Origin of the sequence: Streptosporangium sp. OZ121 (assembly GCF_051918885.1) — a bacterium.
In the GTDB taxonomy this organism is placed as follows: Bacteria; Actinomycetota; Actinomycetes; order Streptosporangiales; family Streptosporangiaceae; genus Streptosporangium.
In genome coordinates this window covers 1-24,931 of sequence record NZ_JBPXMC010000010.1, presented here as the reverse complement: position 1 = coordinate 24,931, position 24,931 = coordinate 1, and the positions used below count along the sequence as shown (strand labels likewise).

Sequence of the window (24,931 nt, the reverse complement as noted above, 5' to 3'; positions counted from 1 at the left end):
GGGAGGCCGTGGGGAGACCCGTAGGAAGTGCCGGGGAGACCTCGTGGGGAGGTCACGGGGAGGCTGCGGGGAGCCGTCTACCTGGCGGTGGGGGAAGGAGGCCGGGCGATGGCGTCCGGGTGAACCACAGGGGGGTGCCGACCCGTCTCTTGAGAAGGAGATTAAGTCCCCAACACGCGGGAAGCGGGGAGACGTGGAGATGGGTGTCGGAGTTTCTCAGGGCGCGGGCCCCGCGGCGGCTGGCTTCGGTCATCCGGCAACGGGTTTCGGGGGGGTGGCGATCGACGTTTTTCCCAACCCCAAAGATGCCCCTACCTGGGCATATGTGATGATGGACACACCTTCTACCGAATCTGGGGAACGATGTTACGATACTGAGACTTGTCCGGCTGTAGAGCGTGTCGCACCCGCCGTTGGCGCAGCCACAGATCAGTCCCCTGACCACGTAGAGCTTTTAACGGCCCCCTTACAAGGTGCCTGCGAGCATCAAGTACGCCGTCAGAAAGGGTGCGTCGTACCTTTGCCGGGCGGTAGTGGGGGGAAGAGCACGAGGGGGGTCCAATGATCACGATGACGGAAGAGCAGCGCCAGGACTGGTTCGAGCGTGACGTCGTGCCGGTCACCAGCCAGCTTTACGCGTCAGCGATGCGTCTGACCCGCAACACCGCCGACGCCGAGGACCTGGTCCAGGAGACCGTCACCAAGGCCTTCACCTCGTACCACCAGTTCCGTGAGGGCACCAACCTCAAGGCGTGGCTGCACCGCATCCTGACCAACAACTTCATCAACGACTACCGCAAGAAGCAGCGCTCGCCCAAGCTCTCGGCCACCGAGGAGATCGAGGACTGGCAGCTCGCCGCCGCCGAGTCCCACATGTCCAGCGGTCTCAAGTCCGCCGAGACCGAGGCGCTGGAGCAGCTGCCCGACAGCGCGGTCATGAACGCCCTGCGCGCCCTGCCCGAGGACTTCCGGGTCGCCGTCTACCTGGCGGACGTCGAGGGCTTCGCCTACAAGGAGATCGCCGAGCGGATGGGCACCCCCATCGGCACGGTCATGTCCCGCCTCCACCGGGGCCGGCGCCAGCTCCGCACCATGCTCGAGGACTACGCCCGCGAGGAGGGTGGCCTTCGCGTGTCCGAGGAGGTCCAGGCCGCCTGATCCCCTCCCCTCTCCCGCCTTCCGGCTCCTTCCCCGTCTTTCCGGCTTCGCGTACGGCCCGCGCCCGCTTCGGGTGCGGGCCGTACGCGCACCCGGGGCCTCCTCGCCGACGGGGACGCGTACGCGCACCGGGGGCCTCCTCGCCGACGGGGACGGCTTCACGCGGGCCGTACGCGCGCGAGCGGCGGCCATCCCGTCCCGGCGAGGAGACGGTCAATCCAGCGTCATGTGGAGCCTGACCCTCAGCTCGCCGTCCACGCCGCGCACCTGCACCAGGTCGCAGAGCTGGCGGCTGATCCAGAGCCCGTACCCGCGCGGCGACCCGGGCTCGGGCGGGAGGTAGCCGGGCAGCGGGACGTCCAGGTCGCCGCCGCCGGAGTCGGCGATCTCGCACACGATCTCGCCGTCGGCCGCCCACATGGTCGCCCGGCCGTGTCCCGCCCCGTGCTCCACGCTGTTGGCCGCCATCTCCGAGACGCTCAGCACGAGTGAGGCGACCAGGTCGCGCCTCATGCCCACCCGGTGCGCGTGGTCGGTGACGAGCGCGCGCAGCCGTCCCAGCTCCTCCAGGGTGAAGTCGGTGACCACCGCGGACGGGGGCGGGGCGGGGAGGGGGAGGTCGTCTCCCGGCAGCGCGAACCGCTCCGGGGAGACGTAGCGGTCGCTCCGCCGCAGGCCGGCGCCGCTCAGCTCCGTGGGGTGGGTGTGCAGGACGTGGTCGAGCGCCAGCGTCTCGTCGTACAGGCACCACAGGCTGACCGGGATTCCGGCGAAGGCGGCGTTGAGCACCGACTCGTAGCGGATCCACTCGCGGGCCTGCCGCTCGGTCCAGCCCGACCACACCGGCTCCCCGAGGACCAGCGGCCGTTCCCGCTGCCGGATGTAGTCGTGGAAGGCGGCGAGGGTCCGCGTCGGGTGGGCGTACCACTTCCCGGCGAGGCGGCGGTCGATGAGGCGGGCGTCCGCGCCGAAGGCGTCACCGATCAGGTCGAGCCCGCGCTCGCCCGCGACGACCAGGATCCGCCGGCCCTCGCGGAGGGCGCCGGCGATCAGGGGCTGGACGAGTCGCAGGAAGCCGGAATCGGAACCGTACGCGACAGCCGTGTGCGCGAACGGCCCGCCGGAGTCGAGGAACGCCCGATCGGGCTGCACGGGGATGACCGTAACAAGCGTCCGGCCCCAACACAACAGAGTCAGTTCGCGACATCGTGTCAACCGGACGCGATCAGTGCGACCGCGGCGAGAGTGAAGCCGATTCCCACCACCTGCACCGTGTTGAGCCGTTCTCCCAGGAAGTGGCGGGCGAGCAGCAGGGTGCTCGCCGGATAGAGCGAGACCAGGACGGCGACGAGGCTGAGCATGCCGCGCTGCTGAGCGAGCACGAAAAGCACGTTGGCGGCCATGTCGAGCGCCCCGGCCGCGAAGATGACGCGCAGCGTGCCGGGCCCGGGGCGCAGGGCCCGGCCGGTGGACAGGGCCAGCAGGGCGATTATGGCGACCGAGGTCAGGCGCGCTCCGAGCAGCGGCCACATGCCGCCGTCCACCGGAGCCTGGGCGATGATGACGAAGAAGCCGCCGAAACCCGCGCCGGCGGCGAGCGAGACCAGGATCGGGCCGTACCTCCGGGTGGCCTTCCTGTCCGAGGAGCCGCGGCTCACCAGCAGGACCGCCAGCAGCGCGAGGACCACCCCGCCCAGCGCGACCGGCTCGGGGCGCTCCCCGACGGCCAGCCCGAACAGCACGGGCAGTGCCGCCGAGACGGTCGCGGTGATCGGCGCGACCACCGACATCACGCCGGTGGCCAGCGCCCGGTAGAACAGCACGACCCCCGCCGTGCCGCAGAGCCCGGAGACCGCGCCCCAGGCGAGGGCCGCGGGCGTGGGTCTCTCCGGCAGGAACGGCAGCAGCGCGACGATCACGGCCAGCCCGGCGCCCTGGGAGAGGACCACCACCGCGAGCACCCGCGAACGGCGGGTGGCCAGACCGCCGAGGAAGTCCGCGGTGCCGTACACCAGCGCGCAGGCGGTCGCCAGCACCACAGCCGTCACGTTCCACCTCGGTTCAATAGACTGCACTAATAGGACAATATATGAAGTGCAATGGAGTGCAAAGCGAGTTCACTAGACTGAACTCATGGATCCAGAGACGATCACCGCCGCGGTCGCCAACAACGTGCGGGCACAGCGGGCGCACCGGCAGATGACCCTCGACGAGCTCGCCGCGCGCTCGGGAGTGAGCCGGGGCATGCTCGTCCAGGTCGAGCAGGGCAGGACGAACCCGAGCATCAGCACGCTCACCCGCATCGCCGACGCGCTCGGGGTGACCGTCGCGCGGATGGTGGAGGTCTCCGACACGCCCGTGGTGCGGGTGGTCAGCGGTGCCGACGTCGTCACCTTCCCGCACGGGAAGTCCAGCACCGCGCGGCTGCTGGTCGGCACCGACGCGCCCGCCATCCTGGAGCTGTGGGACTGGCGGCTGGCCCCCGGCGACCACCACGACGGCGACGCCCACCCCCCGGGCACGCGCGAGATGCTGACCGTCATCGAGGGGCGTCTCACCCTCTCGGTGTACGGCAAGAGCCACATCGCGGAGGCGGGCGACGCGGTCGTGTTCAGCGCCGACCGGCCGCACAGGTACGCCAACGAGGGGGACACGCCGCTGCGGTTCATGATGGTCGTGACCGAACCCCGGGAGACGCCCGACCGCTCCTGAGGCCTCTGAGGCCTCTGAGCGGATGTGTGACCCGCGACCGTCCCCCTGTCTTCTTCGAGAGACGCCACTGGTCGCCTGCCTGCCTTGGGAGCTTTAAGGCTTTAACTGGCCGCATCGGATGAGACATGGCCACCAGGGCGCGCATCTCGCCGGATGTGGCGTGAAGTGGCGCGTCGGTACGGGCAATCGGCCGTTGATGTCCCATCCTGGTGGAATACCCGGTCATGATCTTGCGGGGGGACCCGGCCGGGCCGCTCGCCGTCCCCGCGGCGCTTTCGGGGGGAAGCATGCGGGTGTGGCGGGTGTGGGTCGTGCCGGTGGCGTCGCTGTTCGCGATCTGGGGCTGCACCTCCCCGATCGCCCTGGTGGGTTCGGTGGAACCGGCGACCGTGACGCCCGCCGTCCTCGCGGGGCCCGCCGGGTTCGAGAAACCCGCGGCGACCGGTGACCCCGTCCCTGACGTGCCCTCTCTCCCTGAGGGGTCCGCCGTCCCCGGTGCGGACGCTGTTTTCGGCCCCTCCGCCCGGCCCGTGCCCGCCGTGCCCGCCGTGCCCGATGGGTCCGTGCCCGCGGCCGGCGCTTCCCCCGGCGGTGAACCCTCGTCGTACGCCCCCGCGCGGCCCGCCCCCGCCACCGCCCCCGCCGTCGTCCCCGGGCTCGGACCCGGCGCGATACGGCCGCACTGGGCGCGGGACGACCTTCCCGTCTCCCCCCGGGCGCGCCGGATCGACTGCGAGCGGATCAGGTGCGTGGCGCTGACCTTCGACGACGGGCCTGGGGCCTACACCGAGCCGTTGCTCGACATCCTCGCCGGGCACGGGGCCAGGGCGACCTTCTTCGTCGTCGGGCGCATGGCATTCGGGGACGGCGAGAGCACCCTCCGCAGGATGGTGGCCGAGGGGCACGAGCTGGGCAACCACACCTGGGACCACCCGCAGCTGCCCCTGCTGTCACAGTCCGCGATCAGGGAGGAACTGGGCCGTACCCAGTGGCTCGTCAAGCGGGCGACCGGGGTCACGATGATCCTCATGCGCCCGCCGTACGGGCTGACCGACTCCAGGGTCGCCGCCGAGAGCCGCCAGCTGGGGCTCGCCCAGATCCTGTGGGACGTCGACACACTGGACTGGCGTGACCAGGACCCCTCGATCGTCGCCCGGCGCGCGACCGAGGCCGGGCCGGGTTCCATCGTGCTGATGCACGACATCCACCGTTCCACGGTCCAGGCCGTTCCCCGGCTGCTGGACGAGTTCGCCGCCAGGGGCTACCGGTTCGTGACGCTGTCCGAGCTGTACGGTGGGCGTCCCGCGCCGGGGAGGAAGTACTACGGCGGCCCTTGACGGACGCGCAGGGCCCGCTCCCGCGCCTGGCCGGAGGACCTTGCGGGAAACCTGGCGGGAGGACCTGCCGGAGGACCGGCGAAGAGCCCGCTCGGAGGACCGGTGAGAGGACCGGCGGAAGAGGCGTGAACCTGCCGGGCCCGTTTCCCGACTGTCCTGGGCGAGGAGGACAGGGTGACTGACGAACTGCTGGTGGTCCGGTGCCGGCTCGGTGAGCGCGAGGCGTTCGCCGAGCTGGTGAGGACCTGGCACGATCCGGTGTGGAACTACGTGCGGCGCATGCTGGGGCCCTCGCGGGCCGACGACGTGGCCCAGGAGGTCTGGGTGGCCGTGGTGCGCGGGCTGCCGCGTCTGAAGGAGCCGGGCAGGTTCGCGCCCTGGCTGTTCACGATCGCCAGGCGCGCGGTGGCCGACCGGCTCCGCGAGGAGTACGCCAGGCCCGAGGTCCGGGCGGAGGAGGAGCGGGTGTCCGCCGACCCCGCCGACGCCCTCGTGGACCGCGCCGGCCTGCTCGCGGGCCTGTCGGGGCTGCCGGTCAGGGAGCGGGAGGTCCTCGTGCTGTTCTACCTGCAGGACCTCTCCCTGGAGGACTGCGCGCAGATCTGCGCCGTCCCCGTCGGCACGGTCAAGTCGCGCCTGTCCCGCGCGCGGCGCATGCTGCGCGACCAGCTCACGGAGAGGGGATACCAGGGATGAACCCCGATGACATGATCGGCAGGCTGTCGGGCCCGCTGTCGCTGCGCCGCCGGATCGGCAACGTCGTGGCACTGCTCGGCGGCCTGGGCGGGGCGCTGTTCATCGGCCTGCTGTGGGCCACCGAGCCCGCCCTGCCGGGCCGCACCCACCTGGCCTTCGGCGCGCTGGTCGCGCTCGGCCTGACCTGGGCCGGTTACGGGGCCTGGGCGCTGACCCGAAGGACGCCGCTGTTCGCTCTCGACCGGGTGATCGCCGCCTGGCTGGCGGTGGCCGCGACGGGCCTGCTGGCGGCGGGGACGGCCGCGGTCGCGGTCGCGAGGGGCACCTGGGCGGGTGCGGCGGGGGTGGTCGTCGCCGTGACGCTGGCCGTGCTCGCGGTGGCCGTCCTGCTCAGGGCCCGTGCCGACCGCGCCGCCCTGCTGCGGCGCAAGCGTGAACTCGGCGGCTGAGGGCGGCTGAGGGCGGCTGGGAGCGGTTGGGAGTAGTCGGGAGGCGGCCGGGAGGCGGGACGAGGAGGGTCCCGCCTCCCGGCCGCTCCCTGAGGGGATCGGAGCCCCCTATTTCCTGGTGATCACACCGCAGGCGACGCGCCCGCCGGAGTCTCCGGCCTTGAGGGTCTCCGCGTCCGGGCCGGTGCCGCCGGGGTGGCGGTAGCGGTCGGGGATGTTGGAGTGGTTGTCCGGCAGGGCGTGGACGACGATGGAACTGCCGTCGGCGTCGAAGAGCTGCCCCACCTGGAAGCGGTCGGTCACGACGGTCGTCTCGCCGGTGCCGTCGGCTGCGACGAGGAGGTTGGGCAGGTCGCCGGAGTGCCCGGTGTGCTTGACCGGCGGGATGGTGAAGTGCGCGCCCGCGCTGGCGAAGGGGCTGCGGGTGACCGGGTCGATCGCCCTGGGGTCGCAGACGCCCTTCATGTGGACGTGGAAGCCGTGGTAGCCGGGGCGCAGGCCGCGGACGGCGACCGCGAGCCTGGACTTGTCGTCCGGCTGCTGGTCGATGCGCAGGGAGCCGATGTTCCTTCCGGCCGTGTCCTTGATGACGGCCTCGGCCGACGCCTGGGGCGCCGGCGACGACGTCCCTGAAATCCCCGAAATATGCGACATCTGCGATATCGCCTGGGCGGCCGGGACGGTGCCGGCTCCGGCCGTCACCGTCCCGAGCGAGACGGCCAGGGCGAGACAGGTTCTGTGAAGCATGAGAGATCCCCCCGTACGAGTCCTGGGCTCCCCGCGGTGACGTGGAGCGGCCAGTACAGGGTTCCTACCCCAGGTGGAGGCGGGTACCGGGGACACCACGCCGTCCCGCCGGGCAAAACCGTGCCGTGCGAGGCCGCCCGGCGCGAGGCCGGGCCTGGCGAAGAGACCGAGCCGGACGAAACCGTGCCGTACGAAGGCGTGCCGGAAGAGGTCGTCTCGCGCGAGGCCGGACAGGACGAGCCGGACGAGCCGGACGAGCCGGACGAGCCGGACGAGCCGGACGAAGAGACCGTATGAAACGAGCCGGACGCGGAGGTCGTACGAAACGAGACCGTCCCGCCGGGTGTGCCCGGCGGGACGGGGTGGAGCGGTGCTACGGGCGTCAGTTGGTCCGCTTGGCGCGGGCGGTGGTCCGGGCGCGGGTCGAGGCGTCGAGGACGACCTTGCGGATGCGCACGTTCTCCGGCGTGATCTCCACGCACTCGTCCTCGCGGATGAACTCCAGCGCCTGCTCCAGCGAGAGCTGGCGCGGCGGGATCAGCGTCTCCGTCGTGTCGCTCGTCGAGGAGCGCATGTTGGTGAGCTTCTTCTCCTTGGTGATGTTCACGTCCATGTCGTCGGAGCGCGAGTTCTCACCAACGATCATGCCCTCGTAGACCTCGGTGGTCGGCTGGACGAACAGGACGCCGCGCTCCTGCAGGTTCAGCATGGCGAACGGGGTCACCGGGCCCGGCCGGTCGGCGACCAGCGAGCCGTTGTTGCGGGTGCGCAGCTCGCCGAACCACGGCTCGTAGTCCTCGAACACGTGGTTCACGATGCCGGTGCCGCGGGTCTCGGTCAGGAACTCGGTCCGGAAGCCGATCAGGCCGCGGGCCGGGACCACGAACTCCATGCGGATCCAGCCGGTGCCGTGGTTGGTCATGTGCTCCATGCGGCCCTTGCGGACGGCGAGCAGCTGGGTGATCGCCCCGAGGTACTCCTCGGGGCAGTCGATGGTCACCCGCTCGACCGGCTCGTGGACCTTGCCGTCGACGAGCTTGGTGACGACCTGCGGCTTGCCGACGGTCAGCTCGTAGCCCTCGCGGCGCATCTGCTCGACCAGGATGGCCAGCGCCAGCTCGCCACGGCCCTGCACCTCCCACGCGTCGGGACGGTCGGTCGGCAGGACGCGCAGCGACACGTTGCCGACGAGCTCCTTGTCGAGCCGGTCCTTGACCATGCGGGCGGTGACCTTGGAGCCCTTGACCCTGCCGACCAGCGGCGAGGTGTTGGTGCCGACGGTCATGGAGATCGCGGGCTCGTCGACCGTGATGAGGGGCAGCGGGCGCGGGTCCTCGGGGTCGGCGAGGGTCTCGCCGATCATGATGTCCGGGATGCCGGCGATCGCGATGATGTCGCCCGGCCCCGCCTCCTCGGCGGGCTTGCGCTCCAGCGCGTCGGTCATCAGCAGCTCGGTGATCTTCACCCGCTGGATGCTGCCGTCGGTGCGGCACCAGGCGACCTGCTGGCCCTTCTTGATGGTGCCCTGGTGGACGCGGCAGAGCGCGATCCGGCCCAGGTAGGACGAGGCGTCCAGGTTGGTGACGTGCGCCTGCAGCGGGGCCGTCGGGTCGTACACCGGGGCCGGGATCGTGTTCTTGATGACCTCGAACAGCGGCTCCAGGTCCTCGGAGTCCGGCATGCCGGCGTCCTCGGGACGGTTGAGCGAGGCGCGTCCGGCCTTGGCCGAGGCGTAGACGATCGGGAAGTCGATCTGCTCCTCGGTGGCGTCCAGGTCGATGAAGAGCTCGTAGACCTCGTCCACGACCTCCTTGATCCGGGCGTCGGGGCGGTCGACCTTGTTGATGCACAGGATGACCGGCATCTTCGCGGCGAACGCCTTGCGCAGCACGAACCGGGTCTGCGGCAGCGGCCCCTCGGAGGCGTCGACCAGCAGCACGACCCCGTCGACCATGGACAGGCCCCGCTCGACCTCACCGCCGAAGTCGGCGTGGCCGGGGGTGTCGATGATGTTGAGCGTCATGCCGCCGTGCTTGACGGCGGTGTTCTTCGCGAGAATGGTGATCCCCTTCTCGCGTTCGAGGTCGTTGGAGTCCATGACACGGTCGTCCACGTCCTGGTTGACGCGGAAGGCGCCCGACTGCCAGAGCATGGCATCCACGAGAGTGGTCTTGCCGTGGTCGACGTGCGCGATGATCGCGATGTTCCGCAGGTCGTCGCGGCTGTTCAAAGGCATGATGGAGTCTCACTCTGTGATCGTGGAGGCTGGCCGCGGACTGTGCGGCCTTCCCATTTTAGTTGATCCGGACAATCGCTCTCACGCCTCCGGCAGATGAAGTGCGCCAATTCACCATCCGGACACCTTCGCGACCCCCCTGCGGGGGCCCGTGGCGTGTACGGCGGACCGGGCCGCACAGGGGCGGCGGGCGGGGTGCGGCCGGGTGCACGGCACTCCCTAAGCTCGGATCCATGCCTCTCGCACCGTCGTTTCCCGTAATGCTGAAAACTCGGGACAACCTGCGGATAGACGCCGCCCACACCCCCTCGCGCGGCGCCGACGACCTCGGGATCGTCCTGGCCCACGGTTTCACCGGATCGCTCAGGGAACGCGCCACGCGCCGCATCGCCCACGTGCTCAGCGGGTTCGGCGGGGTGGTGGCGTTCGACTTCAGGGGACACGGCCGCTCGGGAGGCCGGTCGACCGTGGGAGACCTGGAGATCCTCGACGTGGACGCGGCGGTACGGCACGCGCGGACGATCGGCTACCGGAGGGTCGTGACCGTCGGGTTCTCCATGGGCGGGGCGGTGGCCGTGCGGCACGCGGGGGTGCTGGGCGGTCCGGACGCGGTGGTGTCGGTGAGCGCCCCCGCGCGCTGGTACTACCGGGGGACCAGGCCGATGCGTCAGGTGCACTGGGCGATCGAGAGGCCGATGGGGCGGCTGGCCGCGCGGCTGGGCAAGCGCACCCGGATCATGAAGGGCGTGTGGGACCCGCTGCCGCTGGCGCCGTACGAGGCGGCCGCGAAGATCTCGCCGGTGCCGCTCCTGGTCGTGCACGGCGACGCCGACCGGTTCTTCCCCCTCGAGCACGCGTACCAGATCTACGAGGCCGCGAACGAGCCGAAGGAGCTGTGGATCGAGCCCGGCTTCGGCCACGCGGAGTCGGCGGCCACCCCGGATCTGGTCCGTCGCATCGGGAGATGGGCCGCGGCCCGTTCCGGTCCCCCGGAAGATGTCTATCCTCGGGAAGATTGACCGTATGCCTCGTGAAGATTGACCTGATGGCGATGCCGATGTGACGGCGACGGGCAGCGGCGAGGAAAGGGACACATGCGGAGCATCTACGTTGCGGGTCTTGGCCGGGGAGACGGCAGGCAGATCGTCGAGCTCGGCCTGATGGAGCTGCTGACCGGGCGGGCCGATCGTACGGGGGTGTTCCGGCCGATCACCGGCGGCGGCGAGGACCGGGTCCTGGAACTGCTCAAGGCCAGATACCGCCCCGCCGCCGCGGCGACCGGGGTGACCGCCGAGGACGCCGCGGAGATCTACGCCGAGCGTGGCGCCGAGGAGCTCATCGGCCGCCTGGTCGCCCGCTTCCACACGCTGGAGCGCGAGTGCGACGCCCTGCTGGTGCTCGGCAGCTCCTTCGACACCGACGACCTGCCGCGCGAGCTGGCCTTCAACGCCCGCCTGGCCGCCGAGTTCGGCGCCCCGGTGATCGTGGTGGTGGGCGCGCACGGCGACGACGCCGAGGAGATCGCGACGGAGATGCGCACCGGCCACCAGGTCTTCTCCGACCTGGGCTGCACGGTGCTCGCGGTGATCGCCAACCGGGTGCCCGAGGGCACGGTCATCGAGTGCGACCTGCCGGTGCCCTGCTACGCCGTGCCCGAGCACCCGTCGCTGTCGGCGCCGACCGTCGGGCAGGTCATGCGGGCGGTGGACGCCGAGCTGATCCAGGGCGAGGACGGCCTGCTGCGCGACGTGCTCGGGTTCGTGTTCGGCGGCGCCACGCTCCCGGTGTTCCTGGAGCACCTCGTCGACGGCGCGCTCGTGATCACACCGGGTGACCGCGCGGACCTGCTGCTGGTCTCGCTGGCCGTCGAGGCGGCCGGTACGGCGAGACCGGCCGGGGTCGTCCTCACGGTGGGGGAGAGGCCCAGCGAGGCCGTACGGGAGCTCACAGCCCGTCTGGCGCCCGGCGTGCCGGTGCTCGCGGCCGAGGCGGACAGCTTCACCGTGGCGACCACCCTGGCCGGGCTGGAGGGAAGGCTCACCGTCGACAACCCGCGCAAGATCGAGACGGCCCTCGGCCACTTCCAGGCGCACGTGGACGCGGCCGGTCTGGCCGACAGGATCGAGCTGACCCGCTCCGGGCGGGTCACCCCGATGATGTTCGAGCACACCCTGCTGGAGCGGGCGCGGGCCGACCGGCGGCACATCGTGCTGCCGGAGGGCGAGGAGGACCGCATCCTGCGGGCGGCCGACATCCTCCTGCGGCGCGGCATCGTCGACATCACCCTCCTCGGCAGGGAGGACGTGGTGCGGCGGCGGATCGGCGACCTCGGCCTCGACCTGTCGGGCGCGACCGTCGCCGACCCGCTCACCTCGCCGCTGCGGGAGTCGTTCGCCGAGGAGTACGCCAAGCTGAGGGCGCACAAGGGCATGACCTTCGAATCGGCCCTGGACGTGGTCTCCGACGTCAACTTCTTCGGCACGATGATGCTGCACCGGGGCCTGGTGCACGGCATGGTCTCCGGGGCCGCGCACACCACGGCCGCCACGATCCTGCCGGCCTTCCAGATCATCAAGACGGTCCCCGACACCTCGATCGTCTCCTCGGTGTTCTTCATGTGCCTGGCCGACCGGGTCCTCGTCTACGGAGACTGCGCGATCAACCCCGACCCCGACGCCGAGATGCTCGCCGACATCGCGATCTCCTCGGCCCGTACGGCGAAGCGGTTCGGCGTCGAACCGAGGATCGCGATGCTGTCCTACTCCACCGGCGAGTCGGGCACCGGCGCCGACGTCGACAAGGTCCGCGCCGCCACCGCCCTGGTCGCCGAGCGGGCGCCCGACCTGCTGGTCGAGGGACCCATCCAGTACGACGCGGCGGTGGACGCCAGGGTCGCGGCCGCCAAGCTGCCCGGGTCACAGGTCGCCGGCCGGGCGACCGTGCTGATCTTCCCCGACCTGAACACCGGCAACAACACCTACAAGGCCGTGCAGCGCTCGGCCGGTGCCGTCGCGGTCGGGCCGGTCCTGCAGGGACTGCGCAGGCCGGTCAACGACCTGTCGCGCGGAGCCCTGGTCACCGACATCGTGAGCACCGTCGCCATCACCGCCGTACAGGCGCAGGAGGTCACCCCGTGAGCGAGCGAGGCGCGCGGACGGCCGGGGCCTCCGGACGGAGCGATGACGAGAGCGTGAGCGGTGTCCCGGGGCACCGCCCCGGCTCGGGCCGGGAGGGCCTTCCCGGACGGGTACTGATCCTTAACTCCGGGTCCTCCTCGCTGAAGTACCGGCTCCTGTCCGGCGCCGAGCGGCTGGCCTCGGGAACGGTGGAGCGCATCGGCGAGCCCGGCTCCCCGGTACCCGACCACCGGGCGGCACTGGAGACCGTCGCGGCCCGGCTGGCCGCCGGCGGCCTGGGGCTCGACTCCCCCGAGCTCACCGCGATCGGGCACCGGGTGGTGCACGGGGGCACGGCCTTCACCCGGCCCACGCTGATCACCGACGAGGTGGTCAGGGGGATCGAGGAGCTCGTCCCGCTCGCGCCCCTGCACAATCCCGCCAACCTGGCGGGCATCGAGGTCGCCCGGAGGCTCCGCCCCGACCTGCCGCAGGTCGCCGTCTTCGACACCGCCTTCCACGCCACGATCCCCCCGGCCGCCTCGACGTACGCGATCGACCGCGAGGTGGCCGCCCGGCTGGGGGTGCGGCGCTACGGCTTCCACGGCACCTCACACGCGTACGTCTCCCGCGAGGCCGCCCTCCTCGCGGGCGGGCCCGAGGCCAACGTGATCGTCCTGCACCTCGGCAACGGGGCCAGCGCCTCGGCGGTGTCCGCCGGGCGGTGCGTGGACACGTCCATGGGCATGACCCCGCTGGAGGGCCTCGTCATGGGGACCCGCAGCGGCGACCTGGACCCGGCGGTGGTCCTCTACCTGGCGCGTACGGGAGGCATGTCCCTCGACGAGATCGACGCGCTGCTCAACCGCCGCAGCGGCATGCTCGGTCTCTGCGGCGACAACGACATGCGCGCGGTGACGGAACGGCTGGCCGGGGGCGACCCGGACGCCGAGTTGGCCATGTCGGTCTACTGCCACCGGCTCCGCAAGTACGTCGGCGCCTACTACGCCGTCCTCGGCACGGTCGACGTCATCGCCTTCACCGGCGGCGTCGGGGAGAACTCCGCCCTGGTCAGGGAGAGGACGCTGGCCGGTCTCGGGGCGCTCGGCATCACCGTGGACCCGGTACGCAACGCGCGGGGCGACACGCTCGTCTCCGCCGACGGCGGGGCCGTGAGGATCGCGGTGATCCCGACGGACGAGGAGTTCGAGATCGCCCGGCAAACTCTTTCCGTCGTTTCCCGAACCAATCGCGGATGAAAGACGTCTACCACGACAGCGGATGAATGAGATCCGCCGGGAGAAGTCCACGGGACCCGAATCATCGCTCGGCGACCGCCATGGGACATACTTCTTGTGGTCGGACGGTCGCCCAGCGTCGCGGGGGTGCGCTGGGCGGTCCGTCCGGCGGTGTGCCCGTACGGCTCGTCGCGAGCCGTACGGGCACACCTGAGGCTCGACCCGCTCGCGGAGCGCCTCAACCCAGGCGGGCGATCGACTTGTACTCCAGGTAGGACGACAGTCCCTCCGGGCCCAGCTCGCGGCCGAGGCCGCTGCCCTTGAAACCGCCGAAGGGCGAGCTGTTCTCGATCATGAAGAGGTTGACGCCGTAGGTGCCGGCGCGCACCTGGCGGGCGACGTCCATGCCGTGCTCGGTGTCGGCGGTCCACACCGTCCCGGCCAGGCCGTAGTCGCTGTCGTTGGCGATCCGGATCGCGTCCTTCTCGTCCTCGTACGGGATCACCGCCAGGACCGGCCCGAAGATCTCCTCGCGGGCGATGCGCATCTCGTTGGTGGCTCCCGCGAAGACGGTCGGGGCCACGTACCAGCCGCGGTCGTAGGGGCGCTCCAGGCCGCCGACGACCGGCTTGGCGCCCTCGTCGATGCCGATCCTGATGTAGCCCTCGACCCGCTCCTGCTGCCGCTTGGCGACCATCGGGCCGATGCCGGTCGCCGGGTCGGACGGGTCGCCGACCTGCATGCCCCGTACCATCGCCGAGACCGCGTCCACGACCTCGTCGTAGCGGTTGCGCGAGGCCAGGATGCGGGTCTGGGCGACGCAGGCCTGGCCGTTGTTCATCAGCGAGGCGATCGACAGGAAGCCCATCGCGGAGGGCAGGTCGCAGTCGTCCAGGATGATCGCCGCGGACTTGCCGCCCAGCTCCAGGGTGCACCGCTTGAGCTGCTCGCCGCAGATCGCCGCGATGCGCCGCCCGGCGGCGGTGGAACCGGTGAAGGCGACCTTGTCCACGTCCGGGTGGGAGATCAGGTACTCGCTCGTCTCGCGCCCGGCGGCGACGATGTTGACGACGCCGTCGGGGATGCCCGCCTCCTTGACCATCTCGGCCAGCAGGTAGGAGTCGAGCGGGGTCTCGGGCGCGGGCTTGACCACGACCGTGCACCCCGCGACGAGGGCGGGGGCCAGCTTGATCATGATGACGAACTGCGGGACGTTCCACGGGACCACGGCGGCGACCACGCCCACCGGCTCGCGGCGGACGGTCACGGTGCCGAAGGTGCCGGGGCGCTCCTCCTCGACGGGGAAGGTCTTGCCCAGTTCGGCGTAGTACTGGAGCATGCCGAGCGGCTGCGGGGCCTGCGCCAGCTGGGAGAAGGTGATCGGAGAGCCCATCTCCAGGGTGATGAGCTCGGCCATCTCGCCCTGGCGGGCCGCGTAGAGCTCGGCGAGCCTGCCGACGACGGCCGCGCGCTCGGCCATCGTCATCCGGGGCCACGGGCCGTGGTCGAACGCCTGGCGGGCGGCTGCCACCGCCCGGTCCATGTCGGCGGGTGTGCCGTCGGGAACCCGGCCGACGACCTCCTCGGTATGGGGGGAGACGACGTCGATGATGCCGGTCCCGGCGGGGGCCACCCAGTCGCCTCCGATGAAGAGCGTGTCGTGCTGGCGCATGATGTGTTGCCTCCTGGTGGGCGGGCCAGAGTCGCGATTCTCGGACGGTTTCATCCGCTGGGAAGGGCGCCACGCGCCCCACCGCTGCTTGAGACCGAATCATGTTCTGTCGCTGATGACAAGGGTGGCCGGCGTCTTCGTGTCCCGATCCGAGACGTCTTCGCGCCTTGGGCGGAGATACCCCCGTGTCGTGGGCTGAGACGTCTTCGCGTCTTGAGGTGAGATGTCTTCACGCCTTGGGCTGAGACGTCTTCGGGCCTTGAGGTGAGACGCCCTCGTGCCGTGGGCCCGAGATGTCTTCGGCCCGCGAGTGGAGTGGTGCGTTCTGTGCGAGGATTCTCCGGAGTGACAGGAGTGACATGTCTCGCAGTAGTTGGTTAAATCACCCTAAAGGGGTTGATAGTTCACCAATGGTGCGCGAGTTCCTTCGTTCCGGTGGCGAGCTTCAAGATCGTCTTCTATAGTTTCGCTCCGTCCATGAGGGGGCTCCGGAGGTGAGCGAAGCGTGAGGCCGACTCGCGCAGCCGCATTGGCTGCCGCACTCACCGTGCTACTCCTGTCGCCCGCCGTCGCCGGAGCCGCCCCCCTGGTGGCCGTCAAACCCAGTCCCGAGGCCGAGCTCAAGAAGCTGACCCAGGAGGCCGCCGCGATCAACAAGAGTTACCGCGGCCAGGTGCAGAGCCTGGAGGAGACCCGGGTCCAGGCCAGCAAGGCCACCTCCAACGCCAAGAGCCTCAGGCGCGCCCTGGCCAACGCCGAGACCGACGTCGTGCGCTTCGCCCAGACCGCCTACATGGGCGGCGCCCTCGACGACGGCAACCTGCTGAGCTTCCAGGGCGACGCCAACCTGGCCCTCGGCCAGGCCGCGACCATGTCCTACCTGGCCAGCCGCCGCGCCACCCAGCTCAACCGGGTCAAGGACCTCATCAAGAAGGCCAAGGCCGCGGAGAGGTCCGCCGACACGAAGATCGTCAAGCTCAAGAAGGACATCGCCGACCTCAAACGCCAGCGGGTCAGGATCGAGGGACTCCTGGCCAAGTACGGCTTCCAGACCCCCTCGGGCAGCGGCGGCCTGACCCCCCGCACGGTCACCATGCGCAACCTCGTGCTGCAGAACTTCCCCATGCCGTACAACTACGGCTGCCTGCGCCCCGGCGACCCCGGCGACCACGGCAGCGGCCGGGCCTGCGACTTCATGATGAGCTCCGGCGGCGCCGTCCCCACGGCGGAGGCCCTGGACCGCGGCAACCGCCTCGCCCAGTGGGCCATCGACAACGGCAACCGCCTCGGGGTCATGTACATCATCTGGCAGCAGAAGTACTACGACGTCCGCACCGGCGCCGGATGGAAGATGATGTCCAACCGAGGCGGCAACACCGCCAACCACATCGACCACGTCCACATCTCGATGTTCTGAGCTGCCGGGTCTCTGACCTGCGGTGATCTCGTTTGGTGGGGCTCTCAGGGCACATCCAGGGCACATCGGCCCGTCGCCCACACATCTTCGATGACCTGCCTCATGCGGTCTTCGCTGGACGGCATCAGGTGCGTGTAGGTCCGCAAGGTGAAACCGGGGTCGGCGTGCCCGAGGAAGTCGGCCACGGCCTTGATGGACACGCCTCGCTCCAGGAGCACCGAGGCGAAGTGGTGGCGGAGCATGTGGAAGCCGTTTTCGCGGGTCGTCGGGATGCCCGCTTTGATGGCTCTTCGATGTTGAGGGGGATGTTCACCCTCATGCCGTTGGCGAGTTGGGTAGAGCATCTCGTATTCAACGGGTGTGCGCATGCCCCCGAGTTCGGTGAGCACCAGTTCCAAAGGCATGAGGCCACCGCGACGATTCACCGGAGACACCTCCACCGTGATTTCGTGTTCCGGTTTCGGCATGGAGAAGCATGGACAACGTGGCCTGCTCGGCGCTCGCCCTCGGTGCAGCTCCTCCTTTGCGAGCCGCACTTTCGAGTACGAGCGCCTCACATAGTGCAGAGCTCGCCTACTCGGGATCATTGAGTGCAGCCGAGAGGTTTCCCGTGCGTAGCTCTCGCTGATCGACCCATTTCTTTCCTTCGGCGGCGATTGCTTCCAGAACATGGAGGGTGTGAGGGAGACCTGCAGCGTCCAACGACACTTCGGACACCGCTCCAGGGCGCTCCCCCTGTTGTAGTTCCTCCATCCCTGAGCTCACTTCGACACTGATCTCATTGCCGTTGACAAGCGCAAGCTGGAAGTCGCGCCCGCCGTCGTCCGACTGCTTGACGCGTACGGACGCGACCGCTTCGAAGCGGTAGTTAAGCCGCTGCCGGTCGTGGAAGGTGCCTTTCAAGAAATCGAGCGTGACGGTGAACTGACGTACCCCTTCCTGAGTAACGAGAAAGACCAGGAGCTGGTACTTCTTGTAGCGCCACGGGCCCCCACGTAGTCGTGCGCGCTCGCTCGCCCGAGCGGGAGCCTCGATGAAAGCATACGCAATGACACCACTCATGGTCAGCCTGTAATGCCGCAACGCCTCCTCAAGGAGCACTTTGCGGTCGCAGTCCAGCCAGGTCGCCATTTCCTCGTCATCAGGCTTGTCCGCCAGCCTTGCGCGCCACCTGGCCAGGGCCTCCAGGTCATCCTGGTAGGCCGAGACGCTTTCACCCTGGTCTGCGGCATACCGACGGCGCTCCAGGACGATGTGCAGCCAGGTGCGGGCGCAGATCCACCCGAAGATCAGCAGGAGGAGGATCGTGCCGATCGCAGGCAGAGGCTCGACCGGCACGATTCTGACAGCGGCCCAGCCGCCTCCACCTGTGAGGGTGAGGAGTCCGAGTATCGCCCGTGCCTTCGTCCACATGGGAGTGGCGAGTTCCTGGCGGTAGCTCCACAGCGTGCCTTTCCCGCGGCGGGTGCTGGCGTCGCTTGCCCGGTGCCGAATGAGCCATGCGATCTTCTCGACTCCGACTCGGGTCTCGCCGTAGACTTCCGTCAATTCGTCGCGCAGGCTTCGACGTATTCCCTCCGTTTCGGCTAACCAATTGTCACGGTCCACGCTCGAGGGAACGTACTTGGCGAAATAGTGGTTGATTCGGTGCTCAGCCCTTTTCGCGAAACTGCCGCGCTCGGCCTTAACTTTGCCTCTCGGGTGTTCCTTAACGCGGCGGCCGACGCTGCGCTCGACCTCAATTTTGCGTCCGCGGTACTCCCTGTCCTTGGTGCGGCGGCGCACGACGCGGTGGCGCCAGTGCGCGGTATCTCGTACGCCGACAGAGGCGCCGGCGAGGCCCAGCACGTAGGCCACCATTAGAAGTGCGCGACCGCTCTGCAGGATCAGGTAGCCGAGATGGGCTGTCGCCACAATAAGGATGACCGTCGCCGTCACCGCTCGGGCCCAGCAGCCCAGAGGTGTGTCAGGTGGCCGCGGCTCTCGGCACAAGGGCCTTGCCGGTGACGGATGGAAGAACTTCCAGATCCGATCTTTGCGTCCCTCGGCCATCTGATCCACCTTGGCCTTCGACAGCGCGCGATGCCACAGATGGTCCTCGATGGGACCGTCGAGGTACAGCTCCAAGTGCTCCAGGATCAGGCTGCGTTGCGGTTCGCGGAGCGCGTCAAGGTCTTTGACCACGACGCGAATGTCCTCCTCCGCCTTACCCGCCGACTCCAGGAGACGATCGATGATGCGTACGCCGTCTCGCCACGGGTCCTCGCCCCGCAGCCGCATGGTGACATGCCGGTCTCGCAGTTGAGTGGTTTCGTCCTTGGTCAGCTCGTGTCGCGTCCGGCGGCTCACCATGGCGAGTAACCAGTAGAAACAGACCTCGTTAGTGGCGTAGCCCACCATGGCGTCATTGATCAGCCGTCGGGCCGGCCCCGACATCCGGCCTTTCAGAAAGGAGATGCCCTTGCGGAACGTGGTCTCGGGCGAGTCCCGCGGATCTCTTTCGTAGACGTTGACATTGTGCACCGTGCCCGCCTGCACTCCGATGTTGGAGTCTGTGGCCACATTTTCGACACGGTGCCCTGGCTCTGTCATGACAGGGATTGGGCTAAGGCGATGATGACGGTGAGCTCCGCCGCTAGCGCGGCCGCGTCACCGACGAGCCCGCGCAGCTTCTTCAGCGCCAGCGTCAGCGTGTTCCTCCGATCCGGTGTTTCGGTCTCCAGAGCCTGGTCGGCCGCGACGAGCTCCACCTCCGCCGCCTTGTACGTCGCCTCATCAAGGTGTCCGTCCGCCCACGCCTGCCACAACCGGGAGCGGAAGTCGGCCAGCGCCTGCGGTAGGTTCGCCGGCCGGGACGTCTCAGGGGTGGTCCAGATGCCGCCGTTCACGCTGCCCGCCTGCACTCCCACTTGGGCGTTTCCCTTGGCAATGTTCGTATTCGTCTCGGGCATGGTGGAACTCCTTGTCGCGGGTCCTTCGGTGGACAACTCCTTGGCCAGGGCCGCGGCGAACGTGGCCGCGTTGGCGACAGCGCGCGGCTGCCACTGCTCGTGGTCTGTAGCTTCCTTGGTGCCGTCGGCCCGATCGCTGATTCCCCGGATGACGACCACCGGCAGCGCCCGATTCAGGTGGCCTGCCTGTGCCACACCGGCGCCTTCCATCTCGATTGCGCGCGCGTCGTTGTAGTGCTCGCGAATCCATTGAGCGTGCTCGGAAAGCCGAGAGTTCAGCACCACCTCCCCCGCGGCGATCGGCCCGAAATGCACCTGCGGACGAGGGTCGAGATTCTTGGCCCAGGAGCCGGTGCGGTGCAGGTGCTGAGCGATCTGGTCAGCAGCGTGCGAGGTCTCCCAGACCCGGGGACGGCTCTTGAAACCGTCGTCCTCGCTGGTGCCACCGTGGAACGCGTAGACGTGCGTCGCCACCACGACATCGCCAAGAGCGATGTGCGCGTGCAGCGCGCCGGCCACGCCAACGAAGAGCATGGCAGCCGGTCGGAACTCGGCGATGGCACGTTCCGCCAGCACCGCCGCGGAAAGGTTGCCCTTGCCGACGTGCGCTAGGACGACCTGGCCTCGCTCGGCTGCCAGCTGCCCCACCTCGAAGAGGGTGCCTTGGGAGTGCCGGTGCAGGCGCAGGCCGGTCAGCTTTTCTCGGACCGCCTGGTATTCCAGGTCTAGTGCGGTGAGGATCACAATGGGGCTCACTGCGCTGGCTCCTTTCCATTCGGCGAGTCGACAGGACGGATCATCGGGGGGTACAGGACCTCGCGAGGGCCTGCCCTGAACAACCGGGCCGGTCGCCCGGTCGCGGCCTTTCGGGCCGAACCGGCCGGGATGATAAATCCGTCGGTTTTCTTGATTTTTCGGTAGAAGTTCCGGGGGTCGAGCGGCATCCCCCACACCGCTTCGTACACGTCCTGAAGATCGGTGATGGTGAACGTCGGCCCGCAAAAGGCCGTGGCGAGCGCGGAGTGCTCAAGCTTGGCACGAGCGCGCTCGATGCCGTCCGTGACGATGCGGCGGTGATCGAAGGCGAGCCGCAACTCGCCGGAGAGCACGCGGTCGCTGGGCTGCCAGCCGGCGTCGGCGGCGTCAGTGCCGGCGGTCGGCTCGGGCAGCCTTGGGGCGATGGCCAGGAAGGCAACGCTCACCACCCGGCCGCGCGGGTCACGGCCAGGGTCGTCGTAAACACCGAGCTGTTCCAGCCGGAGTGTCTCGACGTCCAGATCGGCCTCCTCCGCCAGTTCTCGATGAGCCGCGGCGAGGAGGCTTTCTTGTGAGTGCTGCAGGAAACCGCCCGGTAGCGCCTGGGCGCTCTTGTACGGCTCGATGCCGCGCTCGACGAGCAGCACGTGCAGGCGCGAATCACGCAACGTGAGGATCACCAGGTCAACGGCGAGCAGAATGGCGGGCGGCTCCCATCGGTCGTCGATCACGGGCCCGACTCTATATTTTTGTCAATCTGACAAGAAGTAGCGCCGTGGTTAGCTTTAGCCATCCACCGGTGGTGCATAGCTGTTGCACTTCCCGATGCCGCAGGAGTTGGCCTGCTTCGCACCCCGTGTGCCGCGTTCCAGGGCTGGCATGCCGGTGACGGTACGCCACCTTTCCGACATTTCGGTGTCAGTCGTGCTGGAGGCGGCCAGTAGCCCTTGAAGTACAACCTCGGCGGCACGTACAGACAAACAGTCGGTGGCATCAGCCGCGGGAGCGCGGAAGACCTGACGACTGTGCCAGCCGATGTGTTCCTGTTTGACTGGGTGCAAGCCGGGCTGGGGGTTTCGGGCAGGCCGGCTGGCTAGGGAGACCACCATGTCTCGGGAAGACTGCGAGCGGCCGACGAACTTGGCCGAGACGGCGATGGTGCGCTCCAGGGTCAGCCCGAGGACGCCCTTGTCGAAAGCGGTTGGAGGGGCCGAATTACGCGCGAGCGACCATGGTTCGTCGTCTGGGGACATGCGCGGGATGATCAAGCAAGTCCTATCAGGGCGCCACAGCGTTTCAGCAGGTCAGCCCAAATGCGTGGGCATCTCCGCCCGCACTCTCCCAAAGTGGGTGTCTTTTAAATCGGTCAAACGGGTCTAAAGGATTCTGTGAGGGGTGGATGACCGTTCATTGCGTCGCTTAGCTCATCCTCGGTGAGGTTAAGGGTGAAGGCGCCGCCTGCCCGTGAGTGGTCCCAGTCGCGGTCAAGGGCTCTCCGTATGGTCGCCGCCACGAGAGCCGGCCCTACGGTCATCGTTCGCTCCCCGTACCAGGCATCCGGTCGAGAACAGGGGAGCTCCACCAGGAGAACCCGCCCCCGTCCCTCAGCCGACTCCACCGCATAGGTCAGCGGACCCCAGCTGTTTGCCTGGCAGTATGTGGGCTTGTGGCGGATCCGCCAGCGATAGGCGATGCCGTCGACGCTGATCAGCCTTGAGCCCTTCTTGGGGATCGCCACGGAACCGGCCTCCTGCCTTGTTTCGTCCCTGCTCCGTAAGAGCACCGAAGACAGCGACAGGTGATGCGAGATACTCGCCAGCGTAGCCATCGCTCAGCCTCATGATCGAGCGGTTTTCGCACCCGGGCCCGGCGGTGGCGGCCCTCCAGATCGGGGAGCACAGGGCACACCCAGGGCACATGGACACGAGAAGCAGCACGAAACGATGAGAACCAGTAAACGCCAAAAGCCCAGCTCAGAGCCCCTTCTAAAAGATCACCGCAGGTCAGTCATCATGGCGGATCAGATCTCGATGTTCTAGCGGTCGGCTGAGTTGGATCAGCTTCACCGACACCGTCGACCTGTTGGTGAGACCGCGAATGTGGACCCACGGTCGGCGGGGTGCGCGTCATGAATCTTGTGTGGCCTACGGCAGCAATGTGAAGTGCCCGCCTTGCGCGTTCTGCACCGCTGCGAAGTGACGGTGGTCGATGGTGGCGATTTCCTGGACGCCAAGTCTTTCCGCGACTGCGATCACGGCGGCGTCCACCGCGCCCAGAGGGAAATTCGCGTATTTCACGACCAGGGCTTTCATCCTGGCGATGTCAACGGTGGTCAGTGGCTCCATGGCCAACTCGCCGTCCACGATGGACTGAAGGAAGTCGGCCTCCGCGGCCGGCCCTACTCGTGACTCCAGCAGCCAGCAGACTTCCGCCAGCACCGGTCCAGGAAGGATCAGCGGACCTGGATGGGTTTCGAGGAGATCAAGGCAGCGGTCGTGATCCTGGTCTTTTCGGTTCATTGCCGCGTACAGGGGACCGGTGTCACAAATGAGCACTAGCCGGTCCGGAACCTGTCACGAAGGATCTCCTCCGAGCGTTGAGCGCTGTCCGGCTCGTCGGTGATGATTCCGGCGAACGACAACCGACGTCGCCGGCCCTGTGCTTCGGCGACGGGGGCGGGTTCGTTCTCGACGAGTTGCAGAGCGACGGCACGCAAGGCGCGGACCTGGCCCAGTGTCAAGCGGTCAACCAGGCGGTGCAGGTCGTCGTACTCCTCGGGTGCCGCACTCATACCGGCAAGTTTACGCTGACCTAAAGATCATCAGTGGTCGGAGGGGATTTCGAGACCGTTGTCTCGTGGCTGGTGGGCTTGTGGCAGATCCGCCGGAGAGAAGAGACTGAACCGCTCCGGCGAAGCCGGGGCGGTTCACACTGGCAGCCTTTGTCTTGTTCTCGGGGGGAACAGTGAGACACCAGAAGCGTCTGTGGCACCTCGTCCGGTCATATGGCATGGGCCAGGAGTTCCTGGCCGTGTGGGCGGAGAACTGGGGAGTGCGTGAGACCGCGCGGCTCATGGGCGCGGATCTCGGGAGCGAGGTTCGGCTGAGCTGGGCGGAGCTGGGACAGAGCAGCTTCCCCGAAGACCGCGGTGTGGTGTGGATCGGTCAGTTGAACGACAGGTGGACCCAGGTGCTTCAGTACCAGGGCGTCGAGTCCATCGACGCTCTCGCCGAGCTGTCGACGGGAGGCTGGGCGCTCGGGCTGAACTGGCAAGTGAACGACCCGGGAACCATCCTGTACGCGGTCAATGGCGGCTACGTGACGGAGATGAACATCACCCGGCCCAAGGGTCGCCGCGGAAGCGACCCGCACGCGCTCGACGCCTACGCGGAAGGTCTGCGGCTTGACTGGACCGACGTGAGCTGGCGAACCGACCCCGACCTGCCCACGGGCTGGCTCGAATACGCCGAATGGTCGGAGACGCACGCCGAGGAGGACGAGGATGAGGACGTGCCCGACGAGTGGGGGGATCTGACGCAGTTGTCGCTCGACGGCTACAGCCCGCCCCTCGCGGAGTGCATCACCTCCGCCTTCGCGCTCATCGGCAGAGTCACCGGCCGGGAGTTCGGCCGCGATTGGATGCGGGGCGCGCATTCCTGCTATCTGATCGAGTAGTACCGAGTCGAAGATCAGTCGGGTTGGATGGGGCCGGACGGAGTCAGGTGGCCAAGGAGCATCGCCACGGAACCGTCTCCGGCCCTTTCGTCCCTGTCCCGTGAGAGCACCGAAGACAGCAACGGATTATCGCTCGGTTTCGTGATCGAGCGGTTTTCGCGCACGGCCGGACCCGGCGGTGGATGCCGTCCAGATCTGGGAGCGCAGGGCACATCCAGGGCACATGAGCACGAGAAGCAGCACGAAACGATGAGAACCAGCGAAAGCCAAAAGCCCAGCTCAGAACACCTTCTAAGAGATCACCGCAGGTCAGTCGTCATGGCGGATCAGATCTCGATGTTGTGGTCACCCCGCCCGGGTGGGCCGCCGACACCTCGGTACGGGAGGTCACCCGGCCCAGCGCGTCATAGCCAAACTTCACGACCAGCCCCGACGTGGCCGGCACCGCCTGGGGCCACGCCGCCACCGCTGCGGACTACCCTCTGCGCCCGCGAACCCTGAGGCCGAGCCACGTCCACCACGGGAACCGGCGTGGCCACGGAAGGAAGCCAGGCCCGAGTGCCGGGGCATTTCGGCCAGATCTATAGCGCTTCGTCCGCCGCACGCTGCGAGAAACCCCCGCAAACGCTTCACCATTTTTCCGAACCACGCTGCACATATGGGAGACAAGGCTAAAGTGGCCGATTTCTCCAAGAAAGGATCATCATGCTCAGCATTGTCCGGCGTTCTGCCCTTGCAGGCGCGCTCGCGATGAGCCTCGCCGTGGCCACC

General features: G+C 68.6%; 23 protein-coding genes and 1 pseudogene. 11 read left to right on the top strand and 13 right to left on the bottom strand.

The features are described 5' to 3' along the window. The first annotated feature begins 561 nt into the window (after positions 1 to 561). Complete coding sequence (locus tag ACTOQ1_RS19485) at positions 562 to 1,158, top strand: sigma-70 family RNA polymerase sigma factor (RefSeq protein WP_362693591.1); 597 nt, start codon at positions 562 to 564, stop codon at positions 1,156 to 1,158. Positions 1,159 to 1,371: 213 nt separating this feature from the next. On the opposite strand, the gene ACTOQ1_RS19480 is transcribed toward ACTOQ1_RS19485, so the two are convergent. Next, entirely contained in the window at positions 1,372 to 2,310 is a 939-nt protein-coding gene (locus ACTOQ1_RS19480; protein ID WP_440069015.1) for an anti-sigma factor RsbA family regulatory protein, read from the bottom strand. 59 nt (positions 2,311 to 2,369) lie between these two features. Further along, a complete protein-coding gene (locus ACTOQ1_RS19475) occupies positions 2,370 to 3,206 on the bottom strand; it encodes an EamA family transporter (protein WP_440069013.1) in 837 nt (278 codons plus the stop codon). Between the two features lie 85 nt (positions 3,207 to 3,291). Here ACTOQ1_RS19475 and ACTOQ1_RS19470 point away from each other — a divergent pair, with 85 nt between their 5' ends. The 4 genes from ACTOQ1_RS19470 to ACTOQ1_RS19455 all read left to right on the top strand — a co-directional run bounded on the left by ACTOQ1_RS19470 (position 3,292) and on the right by ACTOQ1_RS19455 (position 6,352). Further along, positions 3,292 to 3,870, top strand: coding sequence for a helix-turn-helix domain-containing protein (locus tag ACTOQ1_RS19470; protein ID WP_440069011.1), 579 nt, complete (start codon positions 3,292 to 3,294; stop codon positions 3,868 to 3,870). A 224-nt stretch (positions 3,871 to 4,094) separates the two neighbouring features. Further along, on the top strand, positions 4,095 to 5,207 hold the full coding sequence (locus ACTOQ1_RS19465) for a polysaccharide deacetylase family protein (protein WP_440069009.1): 1,113 nt from the start codon (positions 4,095 to 4,097) through the stop codon (positions 5,205 to 5,207). A 174-nt stretch (positions 5,208 to 5,381) separates the two neighbouring features. Then, positions 5,382 to 5,903, top strand: coding sequence for an RNA polymerase sigma factor (locus ACTOQ1_RS19460; protein WP_440069007.1), 522 nt, complete (start codon positions 5,382 to 5,384; stop codon positions 5,901 to 5,903). Further along, positions 5,900 to 6,352, top strand: a complete 453-nt coding sequence (locus ACTOQ1_RS19455) for a hypothetical protein (RefSeq protein ID WP_440069005.1) — start codon at positions 5,900 to 5,902, stop codon at positions 6,350 to 6,352. Before ACTOQ1_RS19460 ends, ACTOQ1_RS19455 begins: the two co-directional genes overlap by 4 nt. 108 nt (positions 6,353 to 6,460) lie before the next feature. On the opposite strand, the gene ACTOQ1_RS19450 is transcribed toward ACTOQ1_RS19455, so the two are convergent. Next, the gene (locus ACTOQ1_RS19450) at positions 6,461 to 7,099 is read right to left on the bottom strand and encodes a superoxide dismutase family protein (RefSeq protein WP_440069003.1); all 639 of its coding nucleotides are present in this window, start codon (positions 7,097 to 7,099) and stop codon (positions 6,461 to 6,463) included. Between the two features lie 120 nt (positions 7,100 to 7,219). Between ACTOQ1_RS19450 and ACTOQ1_RS19445 the strand changes: the two genes are divergently transcribed. Further along, the gene (locus ACTOQ1_RS19445) at positions 7,220 to 7,396 is read left to right on the top strand and encodes a hypothetical protein (protein WP_440069002.1); all 177 of its coding nucleotides are present in this window, start codon (positions 7,220 to 7,222) and stop codon (positions 7,394 to 7,396) included. Between the two features lie 85 nt (positions 7,397 to 7,481). Here ACTOQ1_RS19445 and typA read toward each other — a convergent pair whose 3' ends face one another. Then, complete coding sequence (gene typA, locus ACTOQ1_RS19440) at positions 7,482 to 9,335, bottom strand: translational GTPase TypA (RefSeq protein ID WP_440069001.1); 1,854 nt, start codon at positions 9,333 to 9,335, stop codon at positions 7,482 to 7,484. 260 nt (positions 9,336 to 9,595) lie between these two features. Between typA and ACTOQ1_RS19435 the strand changes: the two genes are divergently transcribed. The 3 genes from ACTOQ1_RS19435 to ACTOQ1_RS19425 all read left to right on the top strand — a co-directional run bounded on the left by ACTOQ1_RS19435 (position 9,596) and on the right by ACTOQ1_RS19425 (position 13,710). After that, a complete protein-coding gene (locus tag ACTOQ1_RS19435; protein ID WP_440068999.1) occupies positions 9,596 to 10,354 on the top strand; it encodes an alpha/beta hydrolase in 759 nt (252 codons plus the stop codon). Positions 10,355 to 10,429: 75 nt separating this feature from the next. Then, complete coding sequence (gene pta, locus ACTOQ1_RS19430) at positions 10,430 to 12,472, top strand: phosphate acetyltransferase (protein ID WP_440068997.1); 2,043 nt, start codon at positions 10,430 to 10,432, stop codon at positions 12,470 to 12,472. Continuing rightward, positions 12,469 to 13,710, top strand: coding sequence for an acetate/propionate family kinase (locus tag ACTOQ1_RS19425; RefSeq protein ID WP_440068996.1), 1,242 nt, complete (start codon positions 12,469 to 12,471; stop codon positions 13,708 to 13,710). The genes pta and ACTOQ1_RS19425 overlap by 4 nt, the downstream gene beginning before the upstream one ends. Positions 13,711 to 13,927: 217 nt before the next feature. Here ACTOQ1_RS19425 and ACTOQ1_RS19420 read toward each other — a convergent pair whose 3' ends face one another. After that, positions 13,928 to 15,361: an aldehyde dehydrogenase gene (locus ACTOQ1_RS19420; RefSeq protein ID WP_440068994.1), complete on the bottom strand. Its 1,434-nt coding sequence runs from the start codon at positions 15,359 to 15,361 to the stop codon at positions 13,928 to 13,930. A gap of 529 nt (positions 15,362 to 15,890) precedes the next feature. On the opposite strand from ACTOQ1_RS19420, the gene ACTOQ1_RS19415 reads away from it, so the two are divergent. Then, positions 15,891 to 16,778, top strand: a complete 888-nt coding sequence (locus tag ACTOQ1_RS19415; protein ID WP_440068992.1) for a coiled-coil domain-containing protein — start codon at positions 15,891 to 15,893, stop codon at positions 16,776 to 16,778. 44 nt (positions 16,779 to 16,822) lie between these two features. On the opposite strand, the gene ACTOQ1_RS19410 is transcribed toward ACTOQ1_RS19415, so the two are convergent. The 8 genes and pseudogenes from ACTOQ1_RS19410 to ACTOQ1_RS19375 all read right to left on the bottom strand — a co-directional run bounded on the left by ACTOQ1_RS19410 (position 16,823) and on the right by ACTOQ1_RS19375 (position 23,276). After that, positions 16,823 to 17,182 carry a tyrosine-type recombinase/integrase gene (locus ACTOQ1_RS19410; RefSeq protein WP_440068990.1) on the bottom strand — a complete coding sequence of 120 codons (360 nt, stop codon included), beginning with the start codon at positions 17,180 to 17,182 and terminating at the stop codon, positions 16,823 to 16,825. Positions 17,183 to 17,351: 169 nt separating this feature from the next. Next, a complete protein-coding gene (locus tag ACTOQ1_RS19405; protein ID WP_440068988.1) occupies positions 17,352 to 19,370 on the bottom strand; it encodes a hypothetical protein in 2,019 nt (672 codons plus the stop codon). Beyond that, on the bottom strand, positions 19,367 to 20,485 hold the full coding sequence (locus ACTOQ1_RS19400; protein WP_440068986.1) for a 5'-methylthioadenosine/S-adenosylhomocysteine nucleosidase: 1,119 nt from the start codon (positions 20,483 to 20,485) through the stop codon (positions 19,367 to 19,369). Before ACTOQ1_RS19400 ends, ACTOQ1_RS19405 begins: the two co-directional genes overlap by 4 nt. Further along, a complete protein-coding gene (locus tag ACTOQ1_RS19395; RefSeq protein ID WP_440068984.1) occupies positions 20,482 to 21,216 on the bottom strand; it encodes an NUDIX hydrolase in 735 nt (244 codons plus the stop codon). Before ACTOQ1_RS19395 ends, ACTOQ1_RS19400 begins: the two co-directional genes overlap by 4 nt. A gap of 267 nt (positions 21,217 to 21,483) precedes the next feature. Beyond that, positions 21,484 to 21,684: pseudogene (locus ACTOQ1_RS19390) on the bottom strand (phosphorothioated DNA-binding restriction endonuclease); the annotation flags it as partial. 167 nt (positions 21,685 to 21,851) lie between these two features. Continuing rightward, positions 21,852 to 22,223 (bottom strand): hypothetical protein, encoded by a 372-nt coding sequence (locus ACTOQ1_RS19385; RefSeq protein WP_440068982.1) that lies wholly within the window; start codon positions 22,221 to 22,223, stop codon positions 21,852 to 21,854. Positions 22,224 to 22,629: 406 nt separating this feature from the next. Then, positions 22,630 to 23,040, bottom strand: a complete 411-nt coding sequence (locus tag ACTOQ1_RS19380) for a type II toxin-antitoxin system VapC family toxin (protein WP_440068980.1) — start codon at positions 23,038 to 23,040, stop codon at positions 22,630 to 22,632. Continuing rightward, on the bottom strand, positions 23,040 to 23,276 hold the full coding sequence (locus ACTOQ1_RS19375; RefSeq protein WP_440068979.1) for a hypothetical protein: 237 nt from the start codon (positions 23,274 to 23,276) through the stop codon (positions 23,040 to 23,042). Before ACTOQ1_RS19375 ends, ACTOQ1_RS19380 begins: the two co-directional genes overlap by 1 nt. Before the next feature lie 218 nt (positions 23,277 to 23,494). Here ACTOQ1_RS19375 and ACTOQ1_RS19370 point away from each other — a divergent pair, with 218 nt between their 5' ends. Continuing rightward, on the top strand, positions 23,495 to 24,160 hold the full coding sequence (locus ACTOQ1_RS19370; protein WP_440068978.1) for a hypothetical protein: 666 nt from the start codon (positions 23,495 to 23,497) through the stop codon (positions 24,158 to 24,160). Positions 24,161 to 24,931: the final 771 nt, after the last annotated feature.

Coding starts and splice junctions, on each gene's coding strand:
- ACTOQ1_RS19485 (WP_362693591.1), top strand. CDS start 562: ATGATCACGATGACGGAAGAGCAGCGCCAGGACTGGTTCGAGCGTGAC.
- ACTOQ1_RS19470 (WP_440069011.1), top strand. CDS start 3,292: ATGGATCCAGAGACGATCACCGCCGCGGTCGCCAACAACGTGCGGGCA.
- ACTOQ1_RS19465 (WP_440069009.1), top strand. CDS start 4,095: ATGATCTTGCGGGGGGACCCGGCCGGGCCGCTCGCCGTCCCCGCGGCG.
- ACTOQ1_RS19455 (WP_440069005.1), top strand. CDS start 5,900: ATGAACCCCGATGACATGATCGGCAGGCTGTCGGGCCCGCTGTCGCTG.
- ACTOQ1_RS19450 (WP_440069003.1), bottom strand. CDS start 7,099: ATGCTTCACAGAACCTGTCTCGCCCTGGCCGTCTCGCTCGGGACGGTG.
- typA (WP_440069001.1), bottom strand. CDS start 9,335: ATGCCTTTGAACAGCCGCGACGACCTGCGGAACATCGCGATCATCGCG.
- ACTOQ1_RS19435 (WP_440068999.1), top strand. CDS start 9,596: ATGCTGAAAACTCGGGACAACCTGCGGATAGACGCCGCCCACACCCCC.
- pta (WP_440068997.1), top strand. CDS start 10,430: ATGCGGAGCATCTACGTTGCGGGTCTTGGCCGGGGAGACGGCAGGCAG.
- ACTOQ1_RS19420 (WP_440068994.1), bottom strand. CDS start 15,361: ATGCGCCAGCACGACACGCTCTTCATCGGAGGCGACTGGGTGGCCCCC.
- ACTOQ1_RS19410 (WP_440068990.1), bottom strand. CDS start 17,182: ATGCCTTTGGAACTGGTGCTCACCGAACTCGGGGGCATGCGCACACCC.
- ACTOQ1_RS19405 (WP_440068988.1), bottom strand. CDS start 19,370: ATGACAGAGCCAGGGCACCGTGTCGAAAATGTGGCCACAGACTCCAAC.
- ACTOQ1_RS19375 (WP_440068979.1), bottom strand. CDS start 23,276: ATGAGTGCGGCACCCGAGGAGTACGACGACCTGCACCGCCTGGTTGAC.
- ACTOQ1_RS19370 (WP_440068978.1), top strand. CDS start 23,495: ATGGGCCAGGAGTTCCTGGCCGTGTGGGCGGAGAACTGGGGAGTGCGT.